Here is a 25,904-nt window from a genome sequence, read left to right on the forward strand (position 1 = left end):
CTGGCGATAAGGGTGATCGCGTCCGCTTAAAAATACGCGGACACCATCGCCCTAAATACTGGAGTTCGGTAGGTGTGTTCGCCATCCGCTTACCTCCGGGTTGCAGACATTCCTGGACGACCTGGGCTTTGAATGGTTTGGGGTAAGAGCTTCGTTGGCGCATGAAAGTCCTAGCGATAAGGGGGCTAGTGCTATGCCGACACGCGACTGTAGTTCAGCGAGACTGCATTCGATTTCGTTGCGGGAAAATGACTCGGTCATTTGCTGGGCCTAGCTCTCGTCGATATTCCGATCTTATAGGCTAAGGTTAGCATGGTCTTTTGCCATCATGATTTGGATATAAACAGTCGTAACGCTTAGCCACTAGGTTACGGTGAGGTCGCACCGCTCAGGTACGAAAGCATTTAGAGCGGGCCTCAGCTATTTGCGCGTGGCCAGCGCAACCTTCCACGACCCACGCGAATTACTTCGACTAGTCGGTCGTCTCCATGCACTCTGCCCCAGAAGAGACTAGGTTTGGGATCAAGCGCCGGCTTTTTGAAAGTAGAGACCAGTTTATAGTCAGGTGTTGCTAGCCAAGTCCGTCCATCACCTTCGTCGGTTATTATTCGATAAAGACCCGCCGATGGGATATTCCCATGATCGAGCAGGCGCTTGTAGCGAGTTATAGACCATCGTTGAATGTTGCCACTAAGTGCCTCGGTTCGGAATCTTGTCCAGAGTGCGGCGGTATCGGGGGTCGGCCAACTCCCGGCATCGGTATAGGCAACGACCTCATCAGACTCAAGCCAAGCCCGCATCTCGGCGGGGGTGACGAAGACGGGGGCAGTGTCTTCAACTGACGCTATTGCTGCGCGCCGTGATGGCAGGCCTGCGCGAATCAGCATAGCCATCATGAACCTTGGTACTCCTGTATCGATTGCAGCAGCAGCGCCGCCTGCCACGATATCTGGGGACCATCCAAGGCATATGCGGCGGGTTCGGATCGCTTCTAACGCCCAGACCATGCGATACGTGAATGCATCCTCCACGATTCGCATGTTCTCTGGCCCTATCTCACCTACATCGCCGCCCGAAACCCAGCTACGAAGAATGTCTCTCCAATTCACAGGAAGCGCGTTTGCTTTGTCTGGTATGAATGGCCGTATCACCAGCAACCGTTCTCCCAAGCCGCAAAGCGCGCCAGCAAGAGTATCGACGTCCCCGTTGAGCGCTGCCAAGTCTGCTTGGTCGAGCATTACTGCTAACTCGGCTGCCATGGCATCGATAGCCAAGCCTGCTTCGAGCCCGACGCCCATGGCAAAATGGCCGCGCCGAGTTTGCGCTGAGGTGGACTTCCAAATAAGGGCCGCGCGCGCTCGAAATATTCGAGCATGCAATTGGGCCTCACCGTCGTCTTCTCGTTTAATTTGGCGAGCCCACAGAGACCCTTGGAGCGCTTGATCCAGAAGCACTGGGAGATCTTCTTCCTCGGCGTCCAGCGATTCTATTAAGCCGAATACGACTGCATCAAGGCGCTCGACAAGTTGGGAGAGAGGCTCCTTACCTAGGCTCGTGCTTTCCTCGTCCGCGCTGTCTTGGCCCTCAAAGGTTTCATCGCCGTCATCAGCCCCGAGTTCTGTAGGGAAACCCAGATGCTCAGTTACGTTGCTCTGCTCATCGGGCGACCGCCAAGCCTCGCGGGAATTGGCGAGGTACTCCCAAGCGTCTGTGCGGCCCAAAACGCCATCGCTCGCAAGTCTATCGATGATCTCGGCGACGATTTGGATCAGGCCGCTCTTCAGCGTCCGCGCTTTGGCGGAGGCAACCAGGTGGCGCCAGGCGCGCATGCGCTCGGTCGGTTTGTCAAACATTGTATGGACAATCAATCCTTCGACATCAACAAAGGCACGGCCTGCGCGACCGGCAACATTGGCGAATTCCTCGCCTTTGATCTTTACCCCCGACCTGTAAAGCGCGGGAACGAGGAGAACAGCGGCATTCAGGTTCAGCCCTTGTGACAGAGTGGGTGAAGCAATGATGACCTTGAGGACACCCGCAGACAGGAGGATTTCGAGTTCTCGAAGGAATGGGCTCGGCAGCCGGCCGTGGTGCACCGCTACTCCCCACTTGAGGCAGTCAACAGCGGGATGGCCCTCACCTAACCATTCTTTGCCCACTTCCATTGCACGAGCGATTGGAGCCTCGGCGTCCAGCAATGACTCCAGATAACCCCGCTTGCAGAGATCCACTATTTGGCTCCCATAACCTTCCACCCAATTCGCTTGCGTGGAAAAAATGAGAGTGCGTTTGCCCTGGCTCGCAAATTCCCATGCTGCGAACAAAGTGAGGTGGGAGTTTTTGCGAGGATAAGGGATTTTCTCCCTTCCTCGTGCTGGTTTTTCCGAAACGAACTTATCTAAAAATGGACCTCTTCTGTTGAGATCCAATCTCAAAATTGCATTTTTGCTAGAACCGCGCCACGTGAGCGCCCCGAAACGTTGGCGCGTAGGGCGCCAGTTGCTACGTACAGGTTGACCTTCTTTGTCTGAGCGGATCCATGCTGTGAGGTCATCAAGCTCGTCACCACTGGGCAAGATCGCTGAAAGGCATACGATTCGGCGGTCCTCTGCGTCTGACCGGCGCAGTAGCCGCTGCACTAAAGTTTCATAGCGGATTTCCCGTTCACTCGGACCGATCATGTGGCCCTCATCTAGGACGATTAGCCCGACGTCGTTGATGAGATCTGCATCACTGCGCAAAGCGAAATCAAGCTTTTCAGGGGTGGCGATGATGATATGCCGAGTCCTTAGAGCATCATCGTCACTCGCTGAAACGCCACTGGCGCCGTAGAGCGACGAAACGGTAAATCCCAGTGGAGCGAAGGTCTTCTTGAATTCGCGTTCGGTCTGAGCAGACAACGCACGAAGTGGCGTGACGATCAAAACCCGTTGTCCTAAACATAAATTCATGAGTGCTGCTATTTCAGCAATTCGTGTCTTGCCGGCACTGGTTGGTAACGCGACAACCAGATCATCAGTGACGTCAGTTGATCTTAAAGCGGCTTCACGCTGAGAAGGCCATAGTTCGACCTCTGACGTTTTGCGGGCATAGAGCGAGGAAATAAACATTTGCCGCAAATCCAGAAAACTTTCTTCAGGAGCGCCTGGTAGCTCAGATGGAATGGTGTTGTGGAGTGAGTGCTTCCATAAGTCATCGATCAAATGGCTGCAGAGGCTGCAGGTCCACCAAAGCGGAATGTTCCCGGCGTTATCAGCAAGTCTGACGGCGGTCTCTAGCATTGAGCGCGCCTTATCCATGGGTTCGCCTTCACCGGTTTCAAGCGCAAAATCGAAGTACGCCAGCGCTCTGCATATAGTCGAATTCAGAACTATGGCCAAGGTGTCGTCGACGTCAGATTCCTCGGTTCGCAGCATCTCGGCAACGTGTTCGTCGCCATGCAACGGATCTCCAAGCCAATCGCGTACGAAGTCTTGGAGTTCATTGAGATCACGAAGTATGAGGTGACGTAAGGCCGTCTCGCCCGGAGTCATGTTGAGGTCGTTGTCAGACTCATTGAAGAGAGAGTAGGCGACTGCGGAGAAGCCCGCGAGATGGTATGCAGCAGCTGCAATCGTACGACGGAATCCGCGCTCGTGCGCCTCTAGGTCCCCGTTTCGAATCAGTGCTTCGAACGCATTCGCCGCACGCTCGAAACCTTTGGAGGTTAGATCTGAACTCCCATTACGAGCCCGTAGAGCCATTGCTCCCCTAAGCAGGGCGAACCCGTGCTCAGCGAGATCGGTCTCGAGGCTTGAGGCGAAACTCGGGGCGGTGGGAGCCAACACGCCGCGATCACGCATTAACGACCATGCTTCGCCACGATAGAGGAGGCGACCGAATATGCCTTCCTCGGTCGCAGCTCGTAAGAATGTGGTCAGTTCGTCAATCGTTTCCAAGGTCTTCCGCTCCTTCATACGCTGCTGTGATGAAGTTTTGGTGGTCCTCGATACGAACGTTGACTACGTACTGGTCCCTGGTAGTTTCCGTGGCGTCTAGGTCTGACTTAAGAGATGGGTGAGGGCCGTTTCCGGAGAGGGTAAACAGCATGTGGCTGATTTGATTGGCGTGCAGCAATTCCAGACCAACCTCATCACGGATGCAACGGCCCAGCCGTACGTCGGCGGCATCGGAGCTTTCAAGCAGACGGTTGGCTATGAACAACAGAGAATCAGGTGTACACCTGCCACTGTCACGGTTTAGCACTTTGCGAGCGCTAGTAACCGTCGTCTTCCCGAGCGCTTTGTTGCTCTTGGCTTCGCCTTTCAACAAAGAAAGCTCGCCGTTTTTGTCGTAGCCTGCGCCGATGAAGTCGTCACCGCGCATTGCCATGTTTCGGCCATCTTTATAGCGAAGACGCCGGACGGGAACTCGCAGTCCTACCTCTTCCTCAACCAGTTCAGTGGCCAAAATTTCACCTAGGTCTCCAGAGCGGCCCTTTTTGTCTTGCGGCATTCCTTTGCTCAAGATTTTTCCAGCGACCTCGAAACCCAATCGTTTGACATCATCGGCTATTCGTTCGAGGTGATCGTAGTGCGAACGTATGGTTTCGCAGAGATCATCATGGATATCAGCACGTCCGCCAGCCCTCTCCACATACGTCCAATAGAATTTACGTTTGGCTTTGGTTTTACTGGACTTGCACCATCGCTTGTATAGCGGCACGTCAATCCCTCGACAAATTAGCTCTGATCCATAGGCGTACAGCGCCACTTGAAGCTGTCCAGTATGCATGCTGCACGCAGTTACTGAAATTGGCTGAGGGCTGGTTTCTTTTGCATTTCAGCCTTTCACGGTGTTCAGTAGCGTTGTTTCCCCAGTCAATCTACGATGGAAATGACTGCGGACGCTACTATCCTGCTCGAAGCGAGCGCTGTGTAGGGGGCGCTCGGGAAATTCCGGTAGAGCGAAGGGCCTCGGTTTTGATCGAGCGCCTGTAAACACTGTGAAATGCAACGCTCAACTGCTCACGGTTGTCTGTAGACCTTCTCTCTAGAGGATGGAGTGCCACGCCTTCGGGTTTATACCAGACCTGGCATGCAGCCTCTTTAGGACTGAGTTTCAGAGGTTTCACCTAGCCGGCATAGGCTTATGCTAGATGACGTTGCCGGACGCTTACAGTAAGGCAATTTAGCCATGCTTTTGACTTCTAATGACGGTACAAATACACAGCGTGCCGACACCAGGATGGCATAGCCACAAAAGCCAGATCGATGGATAGTCCTTGATTAGGGAGCGGTAGAAGGCATGGCAACAATGCAGTTGTTCATAGATACGAACATTTTTTTGAATCTGTATACGTATCCCGACGACGACGACGGCGTGGTCGACGAGCTTCTTGATCACATCGGAGCGGACAAGATAGTCCTACACCTGCCAAAACAGGTGGAAAACGAATTCGAGCGCAACCGAGAGTCGAAACTGCATGATGCAGTTAGAGAATTTCAGTCACGTCAATTTCCTACTGCCGTACCCAATCATATGCGGGGTACCGACGCGGCAAAGCGGTATCAGGCTGCAATTGATGGTGCAAAAGAAGCGCGTAAACAGCTGATTGCGAATGCTACGAGCCTGGCCTTACAAAACGTACTACCCATGGATGAGAAGATAATCGGGTTGTTTGCCAAGGCGGCTCGATACGAGGAAGACGACGTGGTTTTTCGCCTTGCAGTGGAACGGTCGCAGAGAGGCAATCCACCAGGTAAAGGCGATGGCGTTGGGGACAGGTATAATTGGGAGACGCTTCTAATGCATGTCCCTGCGGGCGATCTGTACGTTATATCTAAGGATGGAGATTACGCGTCGCCATTTTCCAGCTTTGACAAAACGACTGTGCGCCCTAAAAAGTACCTTTCCGAGGAATGGTCCAAGCTCAAAGAGGGCGGCTCACTTCACATCTATACGACTATTAAAGCGGTGATGAGTCGGTTTAGGCAGCTGGTCCAACAAGAGCAGTTAGAGGTCGTGGCCATCGAGCAGGCGCCTCCTGTCATACCGATGGCGCCGGTTTCGCAAGTGCCCATTCCGACAGCAACAACTACGACAGCATCAATGCCACCGACATTGACCGCTGCGCCGCAGCCCCCCACCAAGGATCCCGCCTTAGCGGCGCAGATCCGAGAAGCAATCGGATATCTTGAAAACAGTGGAAGTTTCGCAACAACGCACGCAGCGATCGCGAATTTAGAACCTTATCTGGATGTGTTGGATTACACCGATGCCACGCTGTTATTCAATGCCGCGGTTGATAACTCACAGGTGAGGTGGGTTCTGTCGGATGATGATGTCAATAATTTCTACCTGAAATTGACCAGTAGATTCTTGGCCGCAGTTGATCCAGCGCTAGCCAGTCAGGTCGTCGACCTGATGGATTTGGCGCCGTCTTCCGGTGAAGAGGACAATGAGGCTGAGCTACGGGACTATTGGGAAGGGGGTGTCGAATGAATTGGTGTTCCATCGTCGGCGATGTCACGTCCGACATAGAAATCGAGGCGTTTCCGGATGTCACTCTTTGTGACCAGTGCGTGGCCGAAGAACAGCAGCGCGTTGCCGAGAGCATCGAAAAATACCCAGGCTCATGGATAAGGGACGTTGGCCTAGCAGATCCGGACTTTGACACCTGTTACAACTGCGGTAAGACAGTCGAAATGGAAGAAGTGGAAAATCAATTACAAGGGAAGGATGTCGGGTCGTGAAGAAGTTTTTGCCGGTTTGCTCTCAAAAGAGACCCTGAGCAAAATCATCCAGGTGCAGATCATTGGTTAGCGTCTGCTCAACACGTCTTGCTTAATGATCAGCGTTTGTCTGGAAGCGAGAAGTCTACCTCGTAGACAACCAAGGCCGCAATTTATGGACTAGAGCTGATTTAACAGCATGGATTCGCCTTCAGTAAGGCGGAGATTCTGCTATTGGAGATTTGCCGTAAGCGTCCGGCCAACACACCTTCCTGGCCCCAACGCTTAGGGCGATGGTGGACACCTATTTAAGTGGACACCATTTCTAGCCCTACGTAAGCGTCCGGCGAAGTGACCTACCTCGAATTGTCATTTAGGCAAGATAGTGATTGTTGATCGAATCGCCGACTATTCATGTTCGAGCATGCTGCACAGGGAGAGCATTATTGATTGCCAACACCTTTGCTCTCCACTATCGTAGGCCTTTCTGGGTACCGCTGACATACAGCTCTTGGCAAGGCATTCGGTATAAATGCCTGCCTTGGAGCCGGCTATGTCATACCGAACCCTTTGGTCAATTGCGCTTTTTGCTGTCACGGCTGTGTGGGGCTGGAGCTTCGTTGCTAAGCACGAAACGCTGGCAATCATGGCCGCATCCACGCTGAACGCCTGGATGTTCAGCTTAGCGGCTTTAGCGCTTCTTCCCTTTTCAATCCGCTCATTTCGATATCTGAAGCCGCGCGAGTGGGTAGGCGCTGTAGTTGCAGGAACAGTGCTCTTTGCAGCCTTTTCAATGCAAACGTCAGGTGCAGCCCTCACTACTCCTTCCAATGCCGGGTTCATTACGGGTTTATGTACCGTGTTTACACCGTTGTTTGTGTATCTTATAGGCGGAGGACGCCCTAGTCCAAGACAGGCAGGAGGAACAGCAATTGCCGTGGTCGGGCTCGGCTTACTGAGCCTTGACGGGTTCGCGCTGCACTACGGAGACCTTCTAATTCTGGGTTGTGCAGCGTGCTTCGCAGTACATATAGTGATTATCTCGACTTTCACAACGCCTGCCGTGTCCATGGCATCAGCGTCTGTACAGCTGGCGATCGTTGGCTTGCTTTCTATGGCATGGAGCTTGGCTAGTAACCAGTTTTCTTTACCAAGCTCACTGCCTACGACGGTCACTATTTTATTACTAGCGCTGTTCGCTACGGCCTTGGCTTACGCAATTCAAAATCACGCTCAGGCTGTGCTAGCTCCTGAAAAGGTCGCCCTGATACTTATCTGCGAACCTCTCTTCAGTGGTTTTTTTGGCTATTGTCTAGCTGGAGATCGCTTGCCCCCTGAAAGACTTGCAGGGGCGGTGCTAATCCTTCTCGGGCTTGCAGTAACTGAGCTTCGAATCGCGAGTACCGTGCATGCCCCCCGGCGCAGATCGTAGGGTCGCGTCAGTTCAACACACCTTGCGCTATTAAACGGGCGCCCATTTATGTGGAAGCAGCTCGGTAATATCACTTGCCCGCTGCGTCGGCAGGCGCATGAGGACATCCTTCAGATACGCGTAAGGATCATGGCCATTCAGCAGCGCAGACTGGATCAAGCTCATGATCGCTGCCGCCCGTTTTCCGCTTCGCAACGAACCTGCAAAGAGCCAGTTCTTGCGCCCCAGTGCCCATGGCCGGATCTGGTTTTCTGCCCAATTGTTATCAATGGGCACGGCCCCGTCATCGAGGTAGCGCGACAGCGCTGCCCAGCGTTTCAGGCTGTAATCCAGCGCTCTGCTGATAGCCGAACCTTCGGGCACGAGATCCCGCTGGGCGATCATCCAGGCATGCAGAGCATCCATCACCGGTACAGCTTTTTCTTGCCGTATTCGGCGGCGTAAATCCGGTTCAAGGTCGCGGACTTCACTCTCGATTTTGTAAAGCAACTGGATGTAGCGCAAGGCCTGTTCGGCGAGCAGGCTCTTGTTGGTGGCGTGCAACTCGAAGAACTTGCGACGCGCATGGGCCATGCAGCCGATCTCGGTGACGCCGAGTTCAAAGCTGGCCTTGTAGCCACCAAAATCGTCGCATACCAGCTTGCCCTTCCAGCCTTGCAGGAAGTTACGTGCGTGCTCTCCGGCGCGGCTGGGGCTGAAGTCGTAAACGACCGCCGCCAAGTCCGAGAACTGGCTAGTGGCGTAGGCCCAGGCATAGGCGCGATGGATTTTCTTTGCGCCCGGCGTAAGCATCTGCACCGGCGTTTCATCGGCATGGATTACGCCATGTTCGAGAACAGCATCGCGCAGGGCATCGACCAGCGGCTGCAACTGCACACCACAGCGGCCGACCCATTGCGCCAAGGTGGAGCGGGCGATGGCCAAACCGGCCCGACCAAAAATCGACTCCTGACGATAGAGCGGTAAATGGTCGGCGAACTTCGCAATCATGACATGGGCCAGCAGGCCGGCGGTTGGGATACCTTTGTCGATGACCTGCGCCGGAACCGGTGCCTGGATCAGCGTTTCGCACTGACCGCAGACCCACTTGCCACGGATATGACGCTCGACGGTGAACACGCCTGGCGTGTAGTCAAGTTTCTCGCTGACGTCCTCGCCGATACGCTTGAGGGCGCAGCCGCACTGGCAGTGGCTGTTGTCGGGTTCGTGGTGGATCAAGGTGCGCGGAAACTGCGGCGGCAAGGCAGTGCGTTTAGGTTTTTGCCGAGCCTCGGTCGAAACAGGAGCGGGTTGCAGCGCCTCAAGTTCGGCTTCGATGGCCGCGATATCGGTGTCGATCAGGTCATCGAGTAGGCTGGCTTGATCCGGGCTCAGTTGCTCGCTGCGCGTGGCAAACTTGAAGCGCTTGAGCTGCGCGATCTCGTAGGCCAGTTTCTCGTTGACCGTTTTGTGGTGGTGGATTTGCTTGCCCATTGTCTCGACTTTCTGATCGAGACTCTCGACACGCTGCAGCAACTGCGCCGCCAGAGCGCGCAGTTGTTCAGGGTTTAAGTGGTCGAGATTAGGAAGCGAAGTCATGCCGCCGATTTTGCCAGAACAGCCTAAAAAGCGACGATAGGCTCATCGGACAATTGCACGGCCTGGCTGGTCGTGGCAGGCGTTATATGACGGAAATCGCGCTGCCTGGCCCAACTCTTTGCCAAGGCAAACCCAGTACCAGGGCATGCAGTTGTTCGGCACCTAGTTCCATCTGAGAGCCGTGTCGAGAACCCGGCCAGAAGAACTTGCCTTGATGCAGGCGGCGCGCCGCCAGCCAGATACCCAACCCGTCGTGCACCAGCACTTTCATGCGATTGGCGCGGCGGTTGGCAAACAAATAAGCACAGTGCGGCTGCGCCGCACCGAACACGGCGACCACACGCGCCAGAGCGGTTTCGGTGCCGGCGCGCATGTCCATGGGCTCAGTGGCGAGCCAGATGGAGTCGATGCGGATCATCGCAACAGGTCTCGAAGAAAGGTCGCGCAGGCAGACGCGCTTTCGGTCGGCCAGTTCACTTTGACAGTGCCACGCGGGTGTGGGATTTCAACGCAGATATTCGATGATGCAGCTTGCGAATTTGCTCCGGCTAGCTGCATGGGTAACGGAATAAAAGCAGGTTGCAGCTCCGTGTTTTTTTGCGTTTGCACCCGAATCCATTTGTGGACGAGGTTCGCGTTGAGGCTATGGCTCAGCGCGACGCTGGCAATCGAGGCACCGGGCTGGGCGCACTCTTGAATGACTTGGACTTTGAAGGATTTGGAGTAGGAACGGCGTTGTGGCTGCATGAAATACCCGCTTAAAAGGCTAGAACTGGTGCCCACTTAAATTTAAGTGCACACCATGTCTTGTCTTTGCGGGGCCGGGTAGATGACTTGGCCGGACGGATACGATTTGCCAACCGGGTGAATACAGTAACCGTCCAGCGAAGTCGCCTTCCCTATCCCAACTGTTCGCCCAGGGTCTTTGCCCAGTTCTTCCGTCGTGCGCGACAGCGGCGGCGACTCGATGGGCAGTTTCTCCGCTGCGCAGCCAAAGAAGTTCTTCAGCCTCGGACAGATAGCAACATAGGTATGGACATTCTGTACCGATCACTCATTTCCTTTCAAAAGCGTCAATTCCTGTAAGTTGAGCGGATAGTGCCCATAGGCGTTCGGCTTGATCAGGGTCGGCGGCATAAGGCCGAACGCCGACAAAGGATGGTGGTTCGCTTGCATCCAGCGAAGCGATCTCACAGTCCTCACAATATAAGCCTCCCATGCCATTCAACTGTGGAGCTGTTGCGGCCCAAACTTGGGTTGCCGCACCTTGCTGCGTCGTCTTGAACGTCGGATCGGCAAGGTGGCCGTTGACGTCTAGCCAGCCGGCGGCAATCATTTCATCCTGCGCCAGATGACGCTGGAGCGGAGTGAGAATCTTGCCGGGGTGAAGGGAGAAAGCCCGGACACCCTCGTGTTGACCAAGCCGATCAAGGTGGACAGCAAACAATGCATTGGCCGTCTTCGACTGCCCATATGCCAACCACTTGTCGTAGCCCTGCGTAAATTGCACATCGTTCCAGCGGATACCCGATTGGTGATGCCCCGCCGATGACACTACTACCACCCTTGCTCGACCCTTGAGCGCAGGCCATAGCAAATTCACGAGGGCGTAGTGCCCCAGATGATTGATGGCGAACTGTGACTCCCAACCCGCTCCTACTCGGATTTCCGGGCAAGCCATGATTCCCGCGCTGCCGATCAGGATGTCGACGTGTCGGTCGCTTGCCAAGAAACGCTGAGCGAAGTCGCGTACGCTGGTCAGATCGGAAAGATCAAGTCGCTCGATTTCTACATTGGAGATTCCGCTAGTCTTTGCGCGAGCAGCGTCTACATCACGCGCTGCGACAACGACACGCGCGCCCGCCTTCGTCAGTGCTCTTGTCGTCTCCAGGCCCAGGCCGGAATGCCCCCCGGTGACAATGGCGGTGGTGTTGGAAAGATCGCACCCTTCAAGTACCTCTGCGGCGGTGGTTACCGCTCCGTAACCCGAGTGGATGGGAGACTGTTTGCTGGTCATGGCGTGTCCTTGTGAATCTGACATGGAATAGGGGCAAAACCCATGGCCACCATTGTCTAGACTAGACTTGGGACTGTGAATGCAGCAAAGTCCAATTATCTGTCGAGATCGTCCTACGCACCTTATGGATCCCCTTTCCGAAACCCTCTCTCTTCTACATACTCATAACTCCTTTTTTGCAGGTCTGAAGGCTGGTGGAGATTGGGCCATCGATTTTCCACCACCCGACGGCATCAAGTTCAATGCAATCGTTGAAGGGACTTGTTGGCTTATGGTGGAAGGCGTGGAGCAACCTATCCGACTGAGTGCCGGAGACTGCTTTCTTTTGCCACGCAAGCGGGCGTTTTCACTCCTCAGCGACTTGTCATTTCCGGCCATCCACTCGGATGCGATTTATCGCCATGCCGTCAATGGCATCGCCAGTTGTGGGACAGCCGATGAGTTTTTCCTGATCGGGGGACGTTTTGAGTTCGGTGAGGAGGCTCGCCTTCTATTTGACGGATTGCCTCCCGTCGCCGTCATCAAAAGTGGTTCGGATCAAGCTTCCGTGCTGAATTGGGCCTTGCAGCGTATTGCTCATGAACTTACCAATCCGGCTCTTGGTAACTCGATTGTGGTTCAGCATCTCGGCCACATCATGCTAGTGCAGGTTCTACGAATTTATTTGATCCAAGAAGGAAATACCGCACCGAGCTGGTTGCTTGCTATATCTGATCCACGTATCGGGGCAACCATTCAAGCCATTCATGCCGATCCGGCGCGTTCTTGGTCAGTAGAGAACCTTGCCAAAATCGCGGGTGTTTCTCGCTCGACCTTCGCTTTGCGATTCAAGCAAAAATCTGGTGTCGCCCCTTTAGAGTACGTCTTGCGCTGGCGCATGCAATTAGCTACGAGATTGTTGAAAACAAACCGCACTACCATTTCCTCCATAGCACAAAAGCTGGGCTATGACTCCGACAGTGCTTTTAGTCACGCTTTCAAGCGCATTATGACGTGTTCGCCTCGTGAATACAGAGAGAGAGTGGCCCTCATATCCCAGCAGTAGGGCTGATCTTCAGTAGGCTGACGAGGTACATACTTTGATAAGTCAGGCAGGTATCCATTGATGTGGCAACAACTTGCCGATTTCACTCGCCCGCTGCGTCGGCAGGCGTGTAAGAACGTCCTTCAAATAAGCATAGGGATCATGCCCGTTGAGCCGCGCAGATTGGATCAAACTCATAATTGCAGCCGCCCGTTTTCCGCTGCGTAACGACCCTGCAAAGAGCCAATTCTTGCGTCCAAGAGCCCATGGTCGGATCTGGTTCTCGCACCAGTTGTTGTCAATGGGGACGGCACCGTCATCGAGGTAGCGCGACAGCGCTGCCCAGCGTTTCAGGCTGTAATCCAACGCTCTGCTGATAGCCGAACCTTCGGGCACGAGGTCGCGCTGGGCGATCATCCAGGCATGCAGCATCTCCATCACCGGTACGGCTTTTCCTTGCCGTATTCGGCACCGTAGATCTGGCTCCAGGTCGCGGGCTTCGCTCTCGATTTCGTAAAGCAACTGGATATAGCACAATGCTTGTTCGGCGAGCGTGCTCTTGTTGGTAGCATGCAATTCGAAGAACTTGCGCCGCGCATGGGCCATACAGCCGATCTCGGTCACGCCGAGTTCGAAGCTGGCTTTGTAGCCACCAAAATCATCACAGACCAACTTGCCCTTCCAGTCTTGCAGGAAGTTGCGAGCATGCTCACCGGCACGGCTGGGGCTGAAGTCGTAAACCACCGCTGCCAAGTCCGAGAACTGGCTGGTGGTGTAGGCCCAAACATAGGAACGGTGGGTTTTCTTCGAGCCTGGCGCAAGCATCTGCACCGGTGTTTCATCGGCGTGGATGACATGCTCGCCAAGCACCACATCGCGTAGCGCGTCGACCAGAGGCTGTAACTGCACGCCAGTCATGCCAACCCACTGAGCCAATGTTGAACGTGGAATCGCCAAGCCCGCTCGACCGAAAATCGACTCCTGGCGGTAAAGCGGAAGATGGTCGGCAAACTTGGCAATTATGACGTGGGCAAGGAGCCCAGCGGTCGGGATGCCCTTATCAATGACCTGTGCCGGAACCGGCGCCTGGATCAGCGTTTCGCAGTCATCACAGACCCACTTGCCACGGACATGGCGCTCAACTCTAAACACGCCGGGCGTGTAGTCCAGCTTCTCGCTGACGTCTTCACCGATGCGTTTGAGTGCGCAGCCGCATGGGCAGTGAGTATTGTCCGGTTCGTGATGGATCATCGTGCGTGGAAAATCTGCCGGCAATGCAGTGCGCTTGGGCTTTTGCTTTTTCTCGGTTGCCGCTGGCACTGTTTGCAATGCCTGAAGCTCTGCTTCAATCGCCGCGATATCGGTATCGATCAGATCATCTAGCAGGCTGGCCTGCTCGGGATTCATCTGCTCGCTGCGCTTGGCAAACTTGAACCGCTTGAGCTGTGCGATTTCGTGGGTCAGTTTCTCGATCACCGTTTGGTCGCGGTTGATCTTCTTGCCCATGGTGTCGACTTGCGCCAACAACTGTTCTGCCAGAACACGCAGTTGGTCGGGGGACATTAAGTCGAGATTGGGCGAAGAAGTCATACCCCGGATTTTGCCAGGGCAGGCGGTTCCCTGCGATAGACCGATAGGCTAATGGCAGCCGTTAAAGCAGTGTGATCGCGCCGCCGGAGCCTGCTCGTTGCCATGGCAGGCCCAACACCAAAGCCTGGAGTTGCTCGGAATCCAACTGCATTTCAGAGCCATGGCGAATGCCTGGCCAGTGGAATTTACCCTGGTTCAACCGGCGAGCCGCCAGCCAGACGCCGAACCCGTCATGCACCAGAACTTTCATGCGTGTGGCGCGGCGGTTGGCGAAGAGGTAGGCACAGTGCGGCTTCGCCGCACCGAACACCGCTATCACCCTGGCTAATGCAGTCTCGGTGCCTGCGCGCATGTCCATCGGCTCGGTGGCGAGCCAGATGGAGTCGATGCGGATCATCGCAGTAGGTCTCGAAGAAAGGTCGCGCAGGCAACGGCATTGTCGGTTGGCCAGTTCACTTTGACGGTGCCACGCGGGTGCTGGATCTCAACGCAGATGTTCGACGATGTCGCTTGAGAGTTTGCTCCGGCCGACGGTAGGGGTAACGGAATAAATGCAGGTTGCAGCGCGGTACTGTTCTGCGTGTGTACCCGAATCCATTTATGGACGAGATTTGCGTTGAGGCTATGGCCGAGTGCGATGCTGGCAATCGACGCGCCGGGCTGGACACACTCTTGAATGACTTGGGCCTTGAAGGATTTTGAATAGGAACGGCGTGTTGGCTGCATGAAATACCCGCTTAAAAGGCTAGAACTGGTGCCCACTTAAATTTAAGTGCACACCATGTCTTAGCTTTGCGAGGCTGGGTAGATGACTTGGCCAGACGCATACTGAATACACACCCGACCTCTTTGCCGAAACGCAACCCGCAGCATCGCAGAAGGTCATGCAGGTGATGGATCAAATCAATGCGAAATGGGGCCGGAGCACGATGCGACCGGGTCGTGTCCCAGTGCCCCCTGAGTGGGGAATGAAGCGCGAGATGCTCAGCCCCAGCTACACAACTCGGGTAGATGAACTTTGGAGGATCAAGTGCTGATAGGGCTATCTGCCAGGTTTCTTCGGCAAGGCCACAACCTTGCCGCTAGAGACTGCTTTCAACTCAGCCATTTCAAATATCAGTCGTTGGTTTACAGAGGCAATTCGGGCCAACTCCTCTAAGATTTTTTCGTTTTCTGCGCGGAGAACCCTATTTTTCTCCTTCTCACTCATCAGCGCCTGGTGCTTCGAATCCCGCTGGGCACGCACCGACTTTCCAGTCAAAGTGCGAATTTTCTCCGCCACCGCAGGGTAAGTATTATGGATGAGACCTGGCGTAACCCCCGCAGCTCGGGCAACCGAAGCGATGGAGACCTTTTCGTTTGCTGCGACCAAGCTTTCAATGACCTTATTAAGAGTTTCCAAGGTCTTTGATCTTGAACGACTCGGGGCCTGCTCTTGGGACAACTTAGTCACCATTTTCGTCAACCTTATCATCGTTTATAGGAGAAAGGCCCAGGCTGGTGATGACGTCGAACGCGATTTGCAAATCGCGCTCTGCCCGCTGCTTCACTGCAGGGCCAGCATCCACGATCTTGATCAGCTCCTGCTGCTGGCCGTAAATGTCCTGCCAAGTGGCGGCAAAAAATTCGTCGATCACTGAATTTTTGCATCCTGGACACCGTGTGGCTTCGTATAGGCCTGCGCCGCCACAACCACGTTCAGTAGCAATGCACCAACCATGTCCAGTTGCACGAATGTTGGCATGTGGGGCTGTCTGAGCAAGCAAAGAGGACCTGTCTTTGATAGGAATTGCCCTCATCTCCACAATCTTTTCGCCGGCTCCGCCTGCCAGCGGCTGATCATCGAGCCATGATTCGATCAAGTCGATTTTAAACTCCGTCATCTGTTGGAAGATCTCATCAAAAAGGGTCAGATCTTGCTGCGGATTGGATGCATAAAGTTGGGTCATACTCATGCTGCTGTGCTTGAATTGCCATTTAAGGTAGATGAGCGAAGTACGGCCCATTCGGGACTCTACAAAAGTTCTTGCATATGTTCGCCTGCATTGGTGAGTCCTCAATCGCCAATCGCTCCCAGCGGCCTTCGCTAAACTATCAAACGCAGCATTGGAAGCACTTCCACTAAGGGCCTGAACGTATTGATTCTCAATTCTTCCACATGGAGCATGCCGTTCAAGAAATAGCTTTTTCGAATCGGTTCGAGCTTTTTCAAGCCGCAGAAGATGCTCAGCGGGATTATCAGGATTGGCAATTCTCGAAAGATATCTGATCTCTTGCTCTAACTCCTTTCTAATTGTCACCGAATATTTGCCCAAGAGCTCCAACGCATCAAGAGTAAGCTCTGGGACAAGGTACTCTACTCGTCCCTTGCCCGTCTTATGCTCGATTGTGGAAACCCAGCAAAATAAGACTCCATCTTTCAGTTCTCTGCGCCAAGCACCCACTTCAATACCAATGGCCTCATCGTTGCGCATACCACTGGTGATTGAAACCATGAAAAGAACAGCATCCCTACAAATAGCTGAGACTTGATCATTACTAGGGTGATATCCAATGCCATTTACTGCCACCTCAGACTTCATCGCTAAAACAATGCTTTCGCTGTGATTAAATATCTTAGACAGCTCATCCGGTGGAATGATATCGGTCCGACCAACGTTTTTGTTAGTAGCATCCATTCCCTTTATTTTTCCAATGCCGCAAATCCTCCACAATGTAGAATTACCCCATGGATAGTTTTTAAGCGGAAACATCGTATCGACAGCAAACACCCAAAGAAAATCGATAACTCGCAGGCGCCCGTACAACGGAAGCGGCCTTAACTTAAGCTCATTCTTGCAATGATGGACATAATTACTGATATGGATCGGACGAACATCTGAAAAGCGAAAAATCCCAAGCTTGTCCAGCCACCTCATAAACGGCATCATACTCGCAACGGAAAAAGTAGTAAGCCCACGTGCGATTGGAGGTTTGGAGCGAGGCATACCTCTCTTAAACCAAGCATATGCAACCGCCTTGCAGTCATCAACAAGCGCTTTGGGCATGCTCATATCCCAGCTGATGAACTTAAAGGACTGAGAAACATTGGCCTGGTCAAAGAAGGGTCGAAAGTCCCACTGCGCATCGCCAAATCGGCTGAGAACCAGCGTCTCCCCTTGCTCATTAATGATTGCGCTGATCACAATAGCATCGCGCTCTTGAGGAGTTAGGCCGCTGGCCGTAACAGGTTGGGCAACAAGAACGTCATATGCCTTCAAAACTGCGTTCGCGCTTCTGGCGTTCAAATTTGGCCGTCCCGTTTCTTCTTCATAAATTCGATCTTCTTAGCCCAGAATAAATGTGGTGATAATTTGGCCTTATTTCGCGCTTCCGCAATCAGATTCGGATCAAACTTCTTCAGTGTAAATTCATCAATCAGTCGAATGTAATCAAACTGCCGTCTGCGCCATGCCTCCCACTCATCCGTAAGGAAATATTCAACTTCTTCATACAGAAATTGTTGATAGCTAAACAGTCGATATAGATCCTCCAGCGTGCCGACGATTGCATAGCTAGGACAGCCGAGGCAGTGAACAAACTCAGAACAGTGATTCACGCCATCCTTAGGCGCTAGGCTGCCGTAAAGGCTGTCCTTGCAGCCGCCTGGCGGCGTCGGTATGACATGGATGCCCCTAAGCTTGTCCGGGAAAGCTTCCCCAACAAATCTCGCGCCTTCGGCCTTGATCTCATCATTTATCCTCAAATAATGATTATCTGCGACACTTGGGGTATGCCCCATAACTGATGAGACTTCGAGAATGTCGCCTCCACTCAATTTCCATAAGCGGCTTTCCATGGTCTTTCGGAGTCGGCTCAGCGTTACATTCAGCCGATTACCTCTATCGTCCTGAAGCGCGTGACGCTCACAAATACTTTTTCCACTAACATATAGAGCAGTGTTTGAGAGGCTCACAATGTTGCTTTCACCGCCACGCTGCCCTGAGCGATACAACCATACATATGAACTAATATCATCTGATGCCAATGCCACAAGCGGCTTGCTGATCTCAAGCGCCTTGTTTAAGACTGCAACGCCATCAAGTGGAATTGCACTGTATTCATCCAGCAAGTTTGTTTGACGTATTGTTTTGCTCTGAGCACCTTTTCCCCGACGCTTCACAGTATTTATTAATCTTAGATTTGGCACAAACGGATGAGGCTGTAGCGCATCTCTAGTCATTTCAAGTAGCGGTGTGGTGTTGATACCAGATCTCGCTGCCGTAATCAGTAGCATCACCGTCATCGCCTCTGCCCCATTACCGAGGAATTTACCCTTGTGAATGGCAACAAGGTCAGACCTTAATGCAGTAAGCAGCCGTTGCATTTCCCCCATAGTAAGCGGATCCGCATCCTTGGTGTTTTGTGCGTTGTTGGGAAATGGATTGGGCGGCATTAGATTATCAATATCGGCTTCTACAAATCCATAATCAGCCAGAACAATCACTAGGGACTTTAAGCTGGTGTAGTAATTTTTGGCTGTCGTACCATTAGGGTATTTCAGCTTCAGCCAAGAGACGTAGCGTTCCAAATGACGTTTTGTGAGGCAGTTCGGTGTTGCAGGCGGCGACTCTATGGAACCTCCAGTTAAGAAACCCATAAAGCACTTCAACCCATTCGTGGAGTATCCAATCAAAGTGGAGACGGAGAAATTTCCTCCTTGCAGCAGCGTCCGAATAACATAAATGCTTTGGATAGCCCAAGCGTCAAAGCCAAGGCCTAAGTAGGGAGAATGGTCGATCTGCCGATATTTTCTCGGATTTCTGGGCAAGTCAATTTTAATACTGTCATCAACTCCCTCGAATCCCTTGGTAACGGATGGTAGAACAGCTCTGTAGTTTTTTTGCCGAGCCAAACTAGCCACCTCAGATGCGTTTAGTACGCGTTAGCCGTAAACATCATATCAATCTCATCCTCATGCGCGAGGACGGATTGGGCCTCAAGCTGATTAATAAGATGCAGATAAATCATAGTTGTTTGAACATCGGAATGCCCCATTCTGTCCCTGACATACAGCAATGGCTCACCATTAAAATCTTTACTTTTCCTCAGAGCCATCAGAGTGTAAGTCCCATATGTATGGCGTAACATGTGAGCCCTTACATAAAACCCGCACTTCCGTTCATAGGACCTCATAATGTCCACCACAGAATCTTTTGAGTAATACCTCCCTTCATTAGTAAGCAGAAGAGCGGTAACACGTCCGTTGCCACGCGACTTACGCAACTCGCGCTGGTGAAGGGAATATGACCACATGCGCTCCATAAGCGACCAAGGCACGTCAATAATCCGGGGCCGGTCATACTTGATATGCATGTCTGAAGGATCGAGAGCAACGCTGATCATCTGCCCTGGCCGTAGTCCTTTCCTCAACCTAGGATTGAAAACGTATTTTAGGGGGAATGACCTAGCCTCACAGGAGCGAAGGCCCGTACGCACCATGAGATTGAACATGATGTGGTGGCTTGCATCAGTATCCAACGCAAGGCATACCTTGACTTGATCCTTGGTTAAGAATTTGGTCAGGCGATTTCGCTCACGCACCATCACTGAAGCCTTTGTGCTCTCAGCTCCCGGTTGAGCGACATGACTGAGAAGGCCTGTATGTCGGTGCGCTCTGGCGCGTTTCTCGCCGAACGGCAGAACGCTGATCATGTTGAGCTCTTTGGCCCATCGGTAGAGCCTAACAATCAAGGTGAGGCGACTGTTCACCGTTTTGGGATCAAGTGCTAACTCCCCGCTAGACCAATCCCTGTATCTGGACAGGATGCTCAGACCATGGGCTGTGCTTTCCTCATTCCAGGCCAACCCATTGGCTTCCAGAAAGGCGAAGTAATCGTACAGACGTCGTCCATATGCCTCCCACGTCAGATCACTGAGAGACTCACCATATTCGACAAGCGTGTGCCAGAGAAAGGTTTGCGCTGGTTCGACAGGCCACCCATCTGCACCAATCAACAACGGAAAGCCTTCGAAGGATCGACCTGCCATAGCGAGGTCTTTTGTTGCGAATACAAGCCTCATTCCGCTGCCTCAAACCAATATGAATGGATTGTCCCCTGACGGCTCTAGACTGCTGATCCAGAGCGCTTCAGAAGGTGGTGCGGACTCTACAGGTTTTACTAACGGTTTCCACCCCTCAGATCGTTATTCGACAACACCACGATGGGCGTTTTGGCGAGGTCAGGCCGAAAGACGCGCTCGCAACTCGCATAAAAGCTGTTGTTCTGGGGCTTGCGAAGAGTTAGGAGAAAAGTATCATCCTGCCAACAAATTAGAAATCGCTTTGTTGAAGCGCGGTTGGAGGAAAGAGATGGAGCTGCTTCGGGCCACTGAGTCCTTGGTGATAGGAGGTCGTCCATACCCTGGATTCCCGATCTTGCTGTGGGACACCATGGCTAGTTGTGTGCACGCGAACGAGTTTATGCGCCACTATCTCCTCCGAGGAGCCATAGGATCTAAGAAGTCTTGGCCAAGCACGGGGCGTGCTTTATACGACTATTTCAGCTTCCTCCAGGCGCACGAACTCGACTGGCAGGATGTAGATCGAGGTGAGGCCAAGAGCATAGTCATGGGCTACCGAGATTACTGCTTGGTAGAGTGTCAGTTGGCACGTTCTACCACCCGCCAAAGGCTTCATTATGTGTGCAAGTTCTACGAGTTTGCTCAGCGCCAGGGATGGGTGACCAAGCTTCCGTTCGGACTTGAGGAGCGGAAAATAAATGGCGAGTCAGGTTTTCTGGCTCACGTTGCTGCCAATGGTGGAAAAGCACTGGTGAACGACATCATGCCGGTGCAGCACCGAGTGCTGCCCAAATTTCTCAGCATGAACGAGATTAAGGCGCTGCTGGCAGAAGCAGAGAATCCGCATCACCGAATGATGATCCGTCTGGGTCTTCATACTGGGCTGAGGCGGGAAGAAATCGCATCTTTTCCCTTGTCCTATGTCTTCGATCCCGACAAAGCCGGCAAATCTGAGCGAAACATTCGGATTCATCTCGATCCGCAAGATGGTAGCGGTATGCGCACCAAGGGGAGCAAGCCGCGTGAGATTTACATAAGTCGGCATTTCCTCATGGAGCTCCATCGATACGCAGTGCAAGTTCGTGGAGAGCGGGCTTCGCTGAGCCATAACCAGTACAAACCATTGTTTCTGAATCAGCTTGGTGAGCCCTACGCCGATGACGGAAAGCGCATTGAACGCATTGTCCGTGACATTGGAAAACGAGCGAACCTCAGAGTACATCCGCACATGCTTCGCCACACCTATGCAACTCATACGCTGGTCGCTCTTCAGCGCAATGGCCGAGAGGTGGAGCCGCTCGTGTTCTTGCAGCGGCAACTCGGTCACAGCTCCATCCAAACGACGATGATATACCTGCACCTGATCAATGAACTCGCTGACAACGCGGTACTGGCTTACGATGACGAGCTTGCAGATGGCATGGACGCAGTTTAATGGGTAAGCGAAAGATTTTTGTTAAGACCGACCTCAGCGTGCCCCAAGTGGAACATAGTCGTGACTCAGTGGGTGCAGTTTTCGTACTTCCTGAAGCGCTTCCACCTATAACTACGAATGTCGATTTTGGGAGGAACGCTACCGGCTCTAGAAACTACGATTTCGCGTCGTGGTACGGGGTTGGTATCGATTCAATCACCTATGCCTGCCAGCGACAGATTGAGCGATATCTCGCCAAGCAAGACAGCGAAATCGAGCCAAGTACCGTAGCGAGCATCTGTAAAGGTGGCCTACGTCACTTTCTCAATTTTATGACTTTGCGAGCCACTGCGCTTGAGCGTGAGCTAGTGCTTGGAGACATTAATCGCTCCTTAGTCGACGATTTTCTCGGGCACCTCGCGGGCCTTGGCATCGCTACCCTCAGTCAGCGAAGTCACTACACGTCTGCGAAATCCGTCCTGAACGCGCTAGGTAGCAGAGGGATAATTTCTCTGATCACCTCAGGGGACGACGCAACCTTCCCAAGAAATCCCTTCCCGAGTAGTGGTAGAAGCAAAGGGGAAACGTCACTGCCCAAGCGCCAACGGCAGGCGTTTGCTTCAGCATTGAAGCAAGCAGTTGCACCGATATGGAAAGATGACGCTGTACTAAGTGGTGAGCTTTTGGCCTACGTACTGTTGACCATCGCACTGCATACAGGGCGCAACTCCACCCCTCTTCTAGAGATGGGGCGCGACTGCTTGCGGGCGCATCCCAAAGACGGCAGTGTATTTTTGGTTTTGTGGAAGCGCCGTGGACACACCACAAACAAGGTTGCTCTACGAACAGAAAGCGCTGACGAACGCCTCCTTGAATCTACTCCGACCATCAGAACCAATATTGAGCGCCTGATCCGCCGAATCCTGACCCTTAGTGAACCACTACGGCCAGAAGCGCCTGACAGCATCAAAGATCTTGTATGGCTCTACCGCGTACAGCGAGGGCCAGGGCTTGGGAGCATTATTGAATTGACAGACGGGGCGCTGAAGGTAGCGACCAGAAAACTGGTAACCGACTACAAGCTTATTGACACAGATGGTAAGCCGCTTCGCATCAATATCTCACGCCTGCGCAAAACGTTTGCCAATCGAGTATTTGAATTGCTAGATGGCGATTTGACGACGACATCAATCGCGCTCGGAAATACACCTCAGGTGGCCGACAGAAATTATCTAGCACCGAGCACTGAAGCAAGGCGCAAATGGCGCTTCATGGGAGAGATCTTGGTGCAGGAATTACTCAGCCGGACTATAGGCGCAACATACCAAAAAACTCCCATGGGCCAGTGCGAAGACCCAGTAAATGGTCAGTACGCGCCAAAACGCCAGGGTATCGCGTGCTTCTCATTTCTCAACTGCCTACATTGCAAGCACTACGCGATTACTGGCGAGGATTTGCACCGACTATTCAGTTTCTATTTCCGAGTATTTGCGGAGCGTGTACGGATGGGGAAGCGGCGTTGGAGTCAGCAATACGCCCACATTCCCAGATTGATAGACGACTATATTATCGCCGAAGGCCTGCGGCGAGGAGCCTTCAAACCAGAAGCTGTCGAGGCAGCCCGCGAACAAGCTCGCCTGAGTCCGCATCCCTTCTGGTCAGTGGATGTCCTAGATAGCCTTGAGATTTTCTCGTGAGTGCGAATGTTGCTGACGCGCCGCAGTGGGGCGAGTTGGGACTGCAGCCAGGGGATGCTCGCGAACTCTCTGTGAGCGAACGTGAAGCACTCATCATTAGCGCCACTCGGGTAGGAAGCGAGTGGGTCATCCTCAGTCGATACCGTGACATGACTTGGCGGTTAGAGGGGTTCACCAGCAACGTGCCAGACGGTGTACGGGAGATCGACTTCGGTCGCGTCCCCATTGAATTTGTTCTTGTGATGAAGTCCGTCATGTATCGGTATCTACGCCGGGGCCGTGCCGGACAAAAACGCCCATCGGCGAGTACAGTGCGCAACGTTTTTGAAAACAGCCTGCCGTTTTTGCGGCACATAAGCACGTTCAAGATCAATCACTTCGGTGCGATAACACCAATGATCTGTGCAAATTATGTCTCTGAGTGCCGGGCTATCCGTCAAACACGGCGAAGCAAGGGAAAGCCCTTATCTGCCAGTGCGCTTGAACGGCGCTTTATGGCTGTGGAGGCCCTCTATGAGCTGAGCCAATACACCCACGACCCAATACCTAGAAACCCTTGGCCTGATACGTCGGCGCGCGCAATGTCGGGGGAGCGTTCGCGGAGCGAAGAGGCCGGCAAGACCCCATTATTACCCGACGATGTATTTTGCGCTCTATTCAATAAGGCCCATGAGCAGATTCGGCGTGGTAATGCCTTGCTCGACATCTACGATGATCTAGAGCGCGTCTCTGCGGAGCGTCATGGGCAAGTAACCAGAAGCATTCAAGAGGCGAAAACTCGTCGACTTGTTGCTCTTGGCTGGGGCGAAGGGCTTGGGGAGTTTAACCAAGCGATCCAGAGCCTCAGAACTGCATCTTACATTGTCATAGCTAGCACTTCCGGCTGCCGAAACCATGAGTTGGCGAACGTTATGGCCGGAGCTCACCACAGCACTGAAGACGATGAAGGCACCGTCTACCATTGGCTTCGCTCAAGGTCGGAAAAAACCGACGCGGGCCTCCATGATTGGATGATTCCTGAAAGCACAGTATCTGCGGTGCGCCTAATGGAGCGTTGGGCAGCTCCCTACCAGGCGATGATTACCGACGAAATCGCTAGGCGATGCAGCGTCAATCCGGCTGACCCGCAAATCACCGAAGCGCAAAAGCATAGGCACGCGCTCTTTCTGGGCGTAACTTCCACGAAAAACAACCTAGTCAGAACTCTCTCGGGCTCGTCCTGGAACAAGTGTCTGAAAGCCTTCGCAAAGAGTTGTGGCCTCAGTTGGAATCTCGCGAGCCATCAATTCCGCCGAAAATTTGCGAACTACGCTGCGCATAGCAAATTCGGCGACCTGCGCTACCTCCGAGAACACTTCGCTCATTGGTCGATGGATATGACGTTAGGTTACGCCATGGATCAGGAATGGGGTCAGCATCTCGATATCGAGCTTTTTGAAGATATCCAGTTCGAACTCGAGGACATCAAGTCTGGTGTGGTTAGCGGCTGGTTGGGCAAGTCACCTCTAGGGGGCGGTTACGGAAGATCAATCAAGCAATGGCACCGAGATCCTAAAAATCTCGCCATTTTCAAAAGCCATGCCTCGATGGTTAAGTCGATTGCCGAGAGCACCTCGATCCGAAGTAATGGCCACTCCTGGTGTACTGCTGATGATGACGGTTGCGTCGGCAATACAATGGAAAGAACGCGCTGTAGCGGCTGCGACAGCTCTGTGATTGGTGTCCAGCATGCTGGGGTCTACCAAGGACTCTTCGACAACCTAAAAGGCTTGTTGGATTGTAAAGACATCGGCGAAGGTGGCCGCCAGCGCGTTCTGCGTGATTTGGATCGCTGTCGGAATGTACTGGAACAGCTTGAATTTAAACCGGAGACCATGACGAATGAAAACAACACGCAAGACATCCGACAGTCGTGAACGAGATCTGCGACTTGCGTTAGCTCGCATTCAACGTGGCCGAGCCCATACGGGGGAGTCCAAAGTCACTATTGCCGCAGTAGCTCGTGAGGCCGGAGTCTCAACGGCGTTGATCCATAACCACTACCCGAATGTGGCCGAGGCAGTCCGCGAAGCTCAGGGCCGTTCTAGTCGCGCCCAACGCGACGTAAAGCATCAGGATCTCATAGCGGAACGCGAGAAAAATAAACTGCTCCGCCAAGAGCTCGAAGAGCTACGCCTGAAAACCGCTGACCTGGCCTCGATTAATGAAGTTCTGATGGCAGAACTGCGAGCCCTAAAAGCAAGGAGCGGTGACCTTAAAATAGTAGCCCTGCCCTCCCATAAAACGTGACCCATAGATAAAACGGTCTGTAATTTTTGTTCCGAGCCGCCAGATGCAAATTGCACTTCACTTGACCACCTGTCTGCATTCGACCTG

At 53.2% G+C, this 25,904-nt stretch carries 21 protein-coding genes and 1 pseudogene; 9 read left to right on the plus strand and 13 right to left on the minus strand.

Annotated features, from left to right (window positions below):
* Nucleotides 1–416 precede the first annotated feature (416 nt).
* Both IFT47_RS05250 and IFT47_RS05255 read right to left on the minus strand, forming a co-directional pair.
* Complete coding sequence (locus IFT47_RS05250; RefSeq protein ID WP_192171947.1) at nucleotides 417–3,938, minus strand: DEAD/DEAH box helicase; 3,522 nt, start codon at nucleotides 3,936–3,938, stop codon at nucleotides 417–419.
* The gene (locus tag IFT47_RS05255) at nucleotides 3,925–4,752 is read right to left on the minus strand and encodes a Hachiman antiphage defense system protein HamA (protein WP_197983737.1); all 828 of its coding nucleotides are present in this window, start codon (nucleotides 4,750–4,752) and stop codon (nucleotides 3,925–3,927) included. Before IFT47_RS05255 ends, IFT47_RS05250 begins: the two co-directional genes overlap by 14 nt.
* A 534-nt stretch (nucleotides 4,753–5,286) precedes the next feature.
* Between IFT47_RS05255 and IFT47_RS05260 the strand changes: the two genes are divergently transcribed.
* The 3 genes from IFT47_RS05260 to IFT47_RS05270 all read left to right on the plus strand — a co-directional run bounded on the left by IFT47_RS05260 (nucleotide 5,287) and on the right by IFT47_RS05270 (nucleotide 8,145).
* Nucleotides 5,287–6,483, plus strand: coding sequence for a PIN domain-containing protein (locus IFT47_RS05260; RefSeq protein ID WP_244655882.1), 1,197 nt, complete (start codon nucleotides 5,287–5,289; stop codon nucleotides 6,481–6,483).
* Nucleotides 6,480–6,734 (plus strand): hypothetical protein, encoded by a 255-nt coding sequence (locus IFT47_RS05265; RefSeq protein WP_192171948.1) that lies wholly within the window; start codon nucleotides 6,480–6,482, stop codon nucleotides 6,732–6,734. Before IFT47_RS05260 ends, IFT47_RS05265 begins: the two co-directional genes overlap by 4 nt.
* Before the next feature lie 532 nt (nucleotides 6,735–7,266).
* On the plus strand, nucleotides 7,267–8,145 hold the full coding sequence (locus tag IFT47_RS05270; RefSeq protein WP_192171949.1) for a DMT family transporter: 879 nt from the start codon (nucleotides 7,267–7,269) through the stop codon (nucleotides 8,143–8,145).
* A 30-nt stretch (nucleotides 8,146–8,175) separates the two neighbouring features.
* On the opposite strand, the gene tnpC (IFT47_RS05275) is transcribed toward IFT47_RS05270, so the two are convergent.
* The 4 genes from tnpC (IFT47_RS05275) to IFT47_RS05290 form a co-directional block, all read right to left on the minus strand.
* Complete coding sequence (gene tnpC, locus IFT47_RS05275) at nucleotides 8,176–9,723, minus strand: IS66 family transposase (protein ID WP_192171950.1); 1,548 nt, start codon at nucleotides 9,721–9,723, stop codon at nucleotides 8,176–8,178.
* Between the two features lie 82 nt (nucleotides 9,724–9,805).
* On the minus strand, nucleotides 9,806–10,141 hold the full coding sequence (gene tnpB, locus IFT47_RS27540; protein WP_192171951.1) for an IS66 family insertion sequence element accessory protein TnpB: 336 nt from the start codon (nucleotides 10,139–10,141) through the stop codon (nucleotides 9,806–9,808).
* Entirely contained in the window at nucleotides 10,138–10,470 is a 333-nt protein-coding gene (tnpA, locus tag IFT47_RS05285; RefSeq protein ID WP_197983739.1) for an IS66-like element accessory protein TnpA, read from the minus strand. The genes tnpB (IFT47_RS27540) and tnpA (IFT47_RS05285) overlap by 4 nt, the downstream gene beginning before the upstream one ends.
* Nucleotides 10,471–10,777: 307 nt before the next feature.
* Nucleotides 10,778–11,740, minus strand: a complete 963-nt coding sequence (locus IFT47_RS05290) for an SDR family NAD(P)-dependent oxidoreductase (protein WP_192171953.1) — start codon at nucleotides 11,738–11,740, stop codon at nucleotides 10,778–10,780.
* A 124-nt stretch (nucleotides 11,741–11,864) separates the two neighbouring features.
* Here IFT47_RS05290 and IFT47_RS05295 point away from each other — a divergent pair, with 124 nt between their 5' ends.
* Nucleotides 11,865–12,785 (plus strand): AraC family transcriptional regulator, encoded by a 921-nt coding sequence (locus IFT47_RS05295; protein ID WP_192171954.1) that lies wholly within the window; start codon nucleotides 11,865–11,867, stop codon nucleotides 12,783–12,785.
* 42 nt (nucleotides 12,786–12,827) lie between these two features.
* Here the strand turns inward: IFT47_RS05295 and tnpC (IFT47_RS05300) are convergent, their stop codons facing one another.
* From tnpC (IFT47_RS05300) to tnpA (IFT47_RS05310), 3 genes are all read right to left on the minus strand, one after another.
* Nucleotides 12,828–14,354, minus strand: a complete 1,527-nt coding sequence (tnpC, locus tag IFT47_RS05300) for an IS66 family transposase (protein ID WP_192171955.1) — start codon at nucleotides 14,352–14,354, stop codon at nucleotides 12,828–12,830.
* 61 nt (nucleotides 14,355–14,415) lie between these two features.
* Nucleotides 14,416–14,751 (minus strand): IS66 family insertion sequence element accessory protein TnpB, encoded by a 336-nt coding sequence (gene tnpB, locus IFT47_RS27545; RefSeq protein ID WP_192171956.1) that lies wholly within the window; start codon nucleotides 14,749–14,751, stop codon nucleotides 14,416–14,418.
* A complete protein-coding gene (gene tnpA, locus IFT47_RS05310; RefSeq protein ID WP_197983742.1) occupies nucleotides 14,748–15,080 on the minus strand; it encodes an IS66-like element accessory protein TnpA in 333 nt (110 codons plus the stop codon). Before tnpA (IFT47_RS05310) ends, tnpB (IFT47_RS27545) begins: the two co-directional genes overlap by 4 nt.
* Nucleotides 15,081–15,184: 104 nt before the next feature.
* Between tnpA (IFT47_RS05310) and IFT47_RS05315 the strand changes: the two are divergent.
* Nucleotides 15,185–15,391, plus strand: a pseudogene (locus IFT47_RS05315) (DUF4113 domain-containing protein); the annotation flags it as partial.
* 5 nt (nucleotides 15,392–15,396) lie between these two features.
* On the opposite strand, the gene IFT47_RS05320 reads toward IFT47_RS05315, so the two are convergent.
* Genes IFT47_RS05320 through IFT47_RS05335 form a run of 4 tightly spaced genes read right to left on the minus strand, consistent with a single transcriptional unit; the run spans nucleotide 15,397 to nucleotide 20,417 of the window.
* The gene (locus IFT47_RS05320) at nucleotides 15,397–15,810 is read right to left on the minus strand and encodes a TetR family transcriptional regulator (protein ID WP_192171959.1); all 414 of its coding nucleotides are present in this window, start codon (nucleotides 15,808–15,810) and stop codon (nucleotides 15,397–15,399) included.
* Nucleotides 15,800–17,641: a tyrosine-type recombinase/integrase gene (locus IFT47_RS05325; protein ID WP_192171960.1), complete on the minus strand. Its 1,842-nt coding sequence runs from the start codon at nucleotides 17,639–17,641 to the stop codon at nucleotides 15,800–15,802. Before IFT47_RS05325 ends, IFT47_RS05320 begins: the two co-directional genes overlap by 11 nt.
* Nucleotides 17,638–19,248 (minus strand): hypothetical protein, encoded by a 1,611-nt coding sequence (locus IFT47_RS05330; protein ID WP_192171961.1) that lies wholly within the window; start codon nucleotides 19,246–19,248, stop codon nucleotides 17,638–17,640. Before IFT47_RS05330 ends, IFT47_RS05325 begins: the two co-directional genes overlap by 4 nt.
* A gap of 20 nt (nucleotides 19,249–19,268) precedes the next feature.
* Nucleotides 19,269–20,417, minus strand: a complete 1,149-nt coding sequence (locus IFT47_RS05335; RefSeq protein ID WP_074805594.1) for a tyrosine-type recombinase/integrase — start codon at nucleotides 20,415–20,417, stop codon at nucleotides 19,269–19,271.
* Between the two features lie 547 nt (nucleotides 20,418–20,964).
* Between IFT47_RS05335 and IFT47_RS05340 the strand changes: the two genes are divergently transcribed.
* The 4 genes from IFT47_RS05340 to IFT47_RS05355 all read left to right on the plus strand — a co-directional run bounded on the left by IFT47_RS05340 (nucleotide 20,965) and on the right by IFT47_RS05355 (nucleotide 25,817).
* A complete protein-coding gene (locus IFT47_RS05340) occupies nucleotides 20,965–21,852 on the plus strand; it encodes a tyrosine-type recombinase/integrase (protein ID WP_244655883.1) in 888 nt (295 codons plus the stop codon).
* Nucleotides 21,852–23,528, plus strand: a complete 1,677-nt coding sequence (locus IFT47_RS05345) for a hypothetical protein (protein ID WP_192171963.1) — start codon at nucleotides 21,852–21,854, stop codon at nucleotides 23,526–23,528. The genes IFT47_RS05340 and IFT47_RS05345 overlap by 1 nt, the downstream gene beginning before the upstream one ends.
* 71 nt (nucleotides 23,529–23,599) lie before the next feature.
* Nucleotides 23,600–25,444, plus strand: coding sequence for an integrase (locus IFT47_RS05350; protein ID WP_342345358.1), 1,845 nt, complete (start codon nucleotides 23,600–23,602; stop codon nucleotides 25,442–25,444).
* A complete protein-coding gene (locus IFT47_RS05355) occupies nucleotides 25,410–25,817 on the plus strand; it encodes a TetR family transcriptional regulator (protein WP_056791201.1) in 408 nt (135 codons plus the stop codon). Before IFT47_RS05350 ends, IFT47_RS05355 begins: the two co-directional genes overlap by 35 nt.
* The last annotated feature ends 87 nt before the right edge of the window (nucleotides 25,818–25,904 follow it).

Origin of the sequence: Pseudomonas sp. CFBP 13711 (assembly GCF_014842265.1) — a bacterium.
Taxonomy (GTDB): domain Bacteria; phylum Pseudomonadota; class Gammaproteobacteria; order Pseudomonadales; family Pseudomonadaceae; genus Aquipseudomonas.

Excerpts from the sequence above, each read along its gene's own strand:
- tnpB (WP_192171956.1), bottom strand. The coding sequence starts at position 14,751 with ATGATCCGCATCGACTCCATCTGGCTCGCCACCGAGCCGATGGACATG.
- tnpA (WP_197983739.1), bottom strand. The coding sequence starts at position 10,470 with ATGCAGCCACAACGCCGTTCCTACTCCAAATCCTTCAAAGTCCAAGTC.
- tnpC (WP_192171955.1), bottom strand. The coding sequence starts at position 14,354 with ATGACTTCTTCGCCCAATCTCGACTTAATGTCCCCCGACCAACTGCGT.
- IFT47_RS05340 (WP_244655883.1), top strand. The coding sequence starts at position 20,965 with ATGGGCTACCGAGATTACTGCTTGGTAGAGTGTCAGTTGGCACGTTCT.
- tnpB (WP_192171951.1), bottom strand. The coding sequence starts at position 10,141 with ATGATCCGCATCGACTCCATCTGGCTCGCCACTGAGCCCATGGACATG.
- tnpA (WP_197983742.1), bottom strand. The coding sequence starts at position 15,080 with ATGCAGCCAACACGCCGTTCCTATTCAAAATCCTTCAAGGCCCAAGTC.
- IFT47_RS05270 (WP_192171949.1), top strand. The coding sequence starts at position 7,267 with ATGTCATACCGAACCCTTTGGTCAATTGCGCTTTTTGCTGTCACGGCT.
- IFT47_RS05320 (WP_192171959.1), bottom strand. The coding sequence starts at position 15,810 with ATGGTGACTAAGTTGTCCCAAGAGCAGGCCCCGAGTCGTTCAAGATCA.
- tnpC (WP_192171950.1), bottom strand. The coding sequence starts at position 9,723 with ATGACTTCGCTTCCTAATCTCGACCACTTAAACCCTGAACAACTGCGC.
- IFT47_RS05355 (WP_056791201.1), top strand. The coding sequence starts at position 25,410 with ATGAAAACAACACGCAAGACATCCGACAGTCGTGAACGAGATCTGCGA.
- IFT47_RS05260 (WP_244655882.1), top strand. The coding sequence starts at position 5,287 with ATGGCAACAATGCAGTTGTTCATAGATACGAACATTTTTTTGAATCTG.
- IFT47_RS05265 (WP_192171948.1), top strand. The coding sequence starts at position 6,480 with ATGAATTGGTGTTCCATCGTCGGCGATGTCACGTCCGACATAGAAATC.
- IFT47_RS05295 (WP_192171954.1), top strand. The coding sequence starts at position 11,865 with ATGGATCCCCTTTCCGAAACCCTCTCTCTTCTACATACTCATAACTCC.
- IFT47_RS05290 (WP_192171953.1), bottom strand. The coding sequence starts at position 11,740 with ATGACCAGCAAACAGTCTCCCATCCACTCGGGTTACGGAGCGGTAACC.
- IFT47_RS05335 (WP_074805594.1), bottom strand. The coding sequence starts at position 20,417 with ATGAGGCTTGTATTCGCAACAAAAGACCTCGCTATGGCAGGTCGATCC.
- IFT47_RS05345 (WP_192171963.1), top strand. The coding sequence starts at position 21,852 with ATGGGTAAGCGAAAGATTTTTGTTAAGACCGACCTCAGCGTGCCCCAA.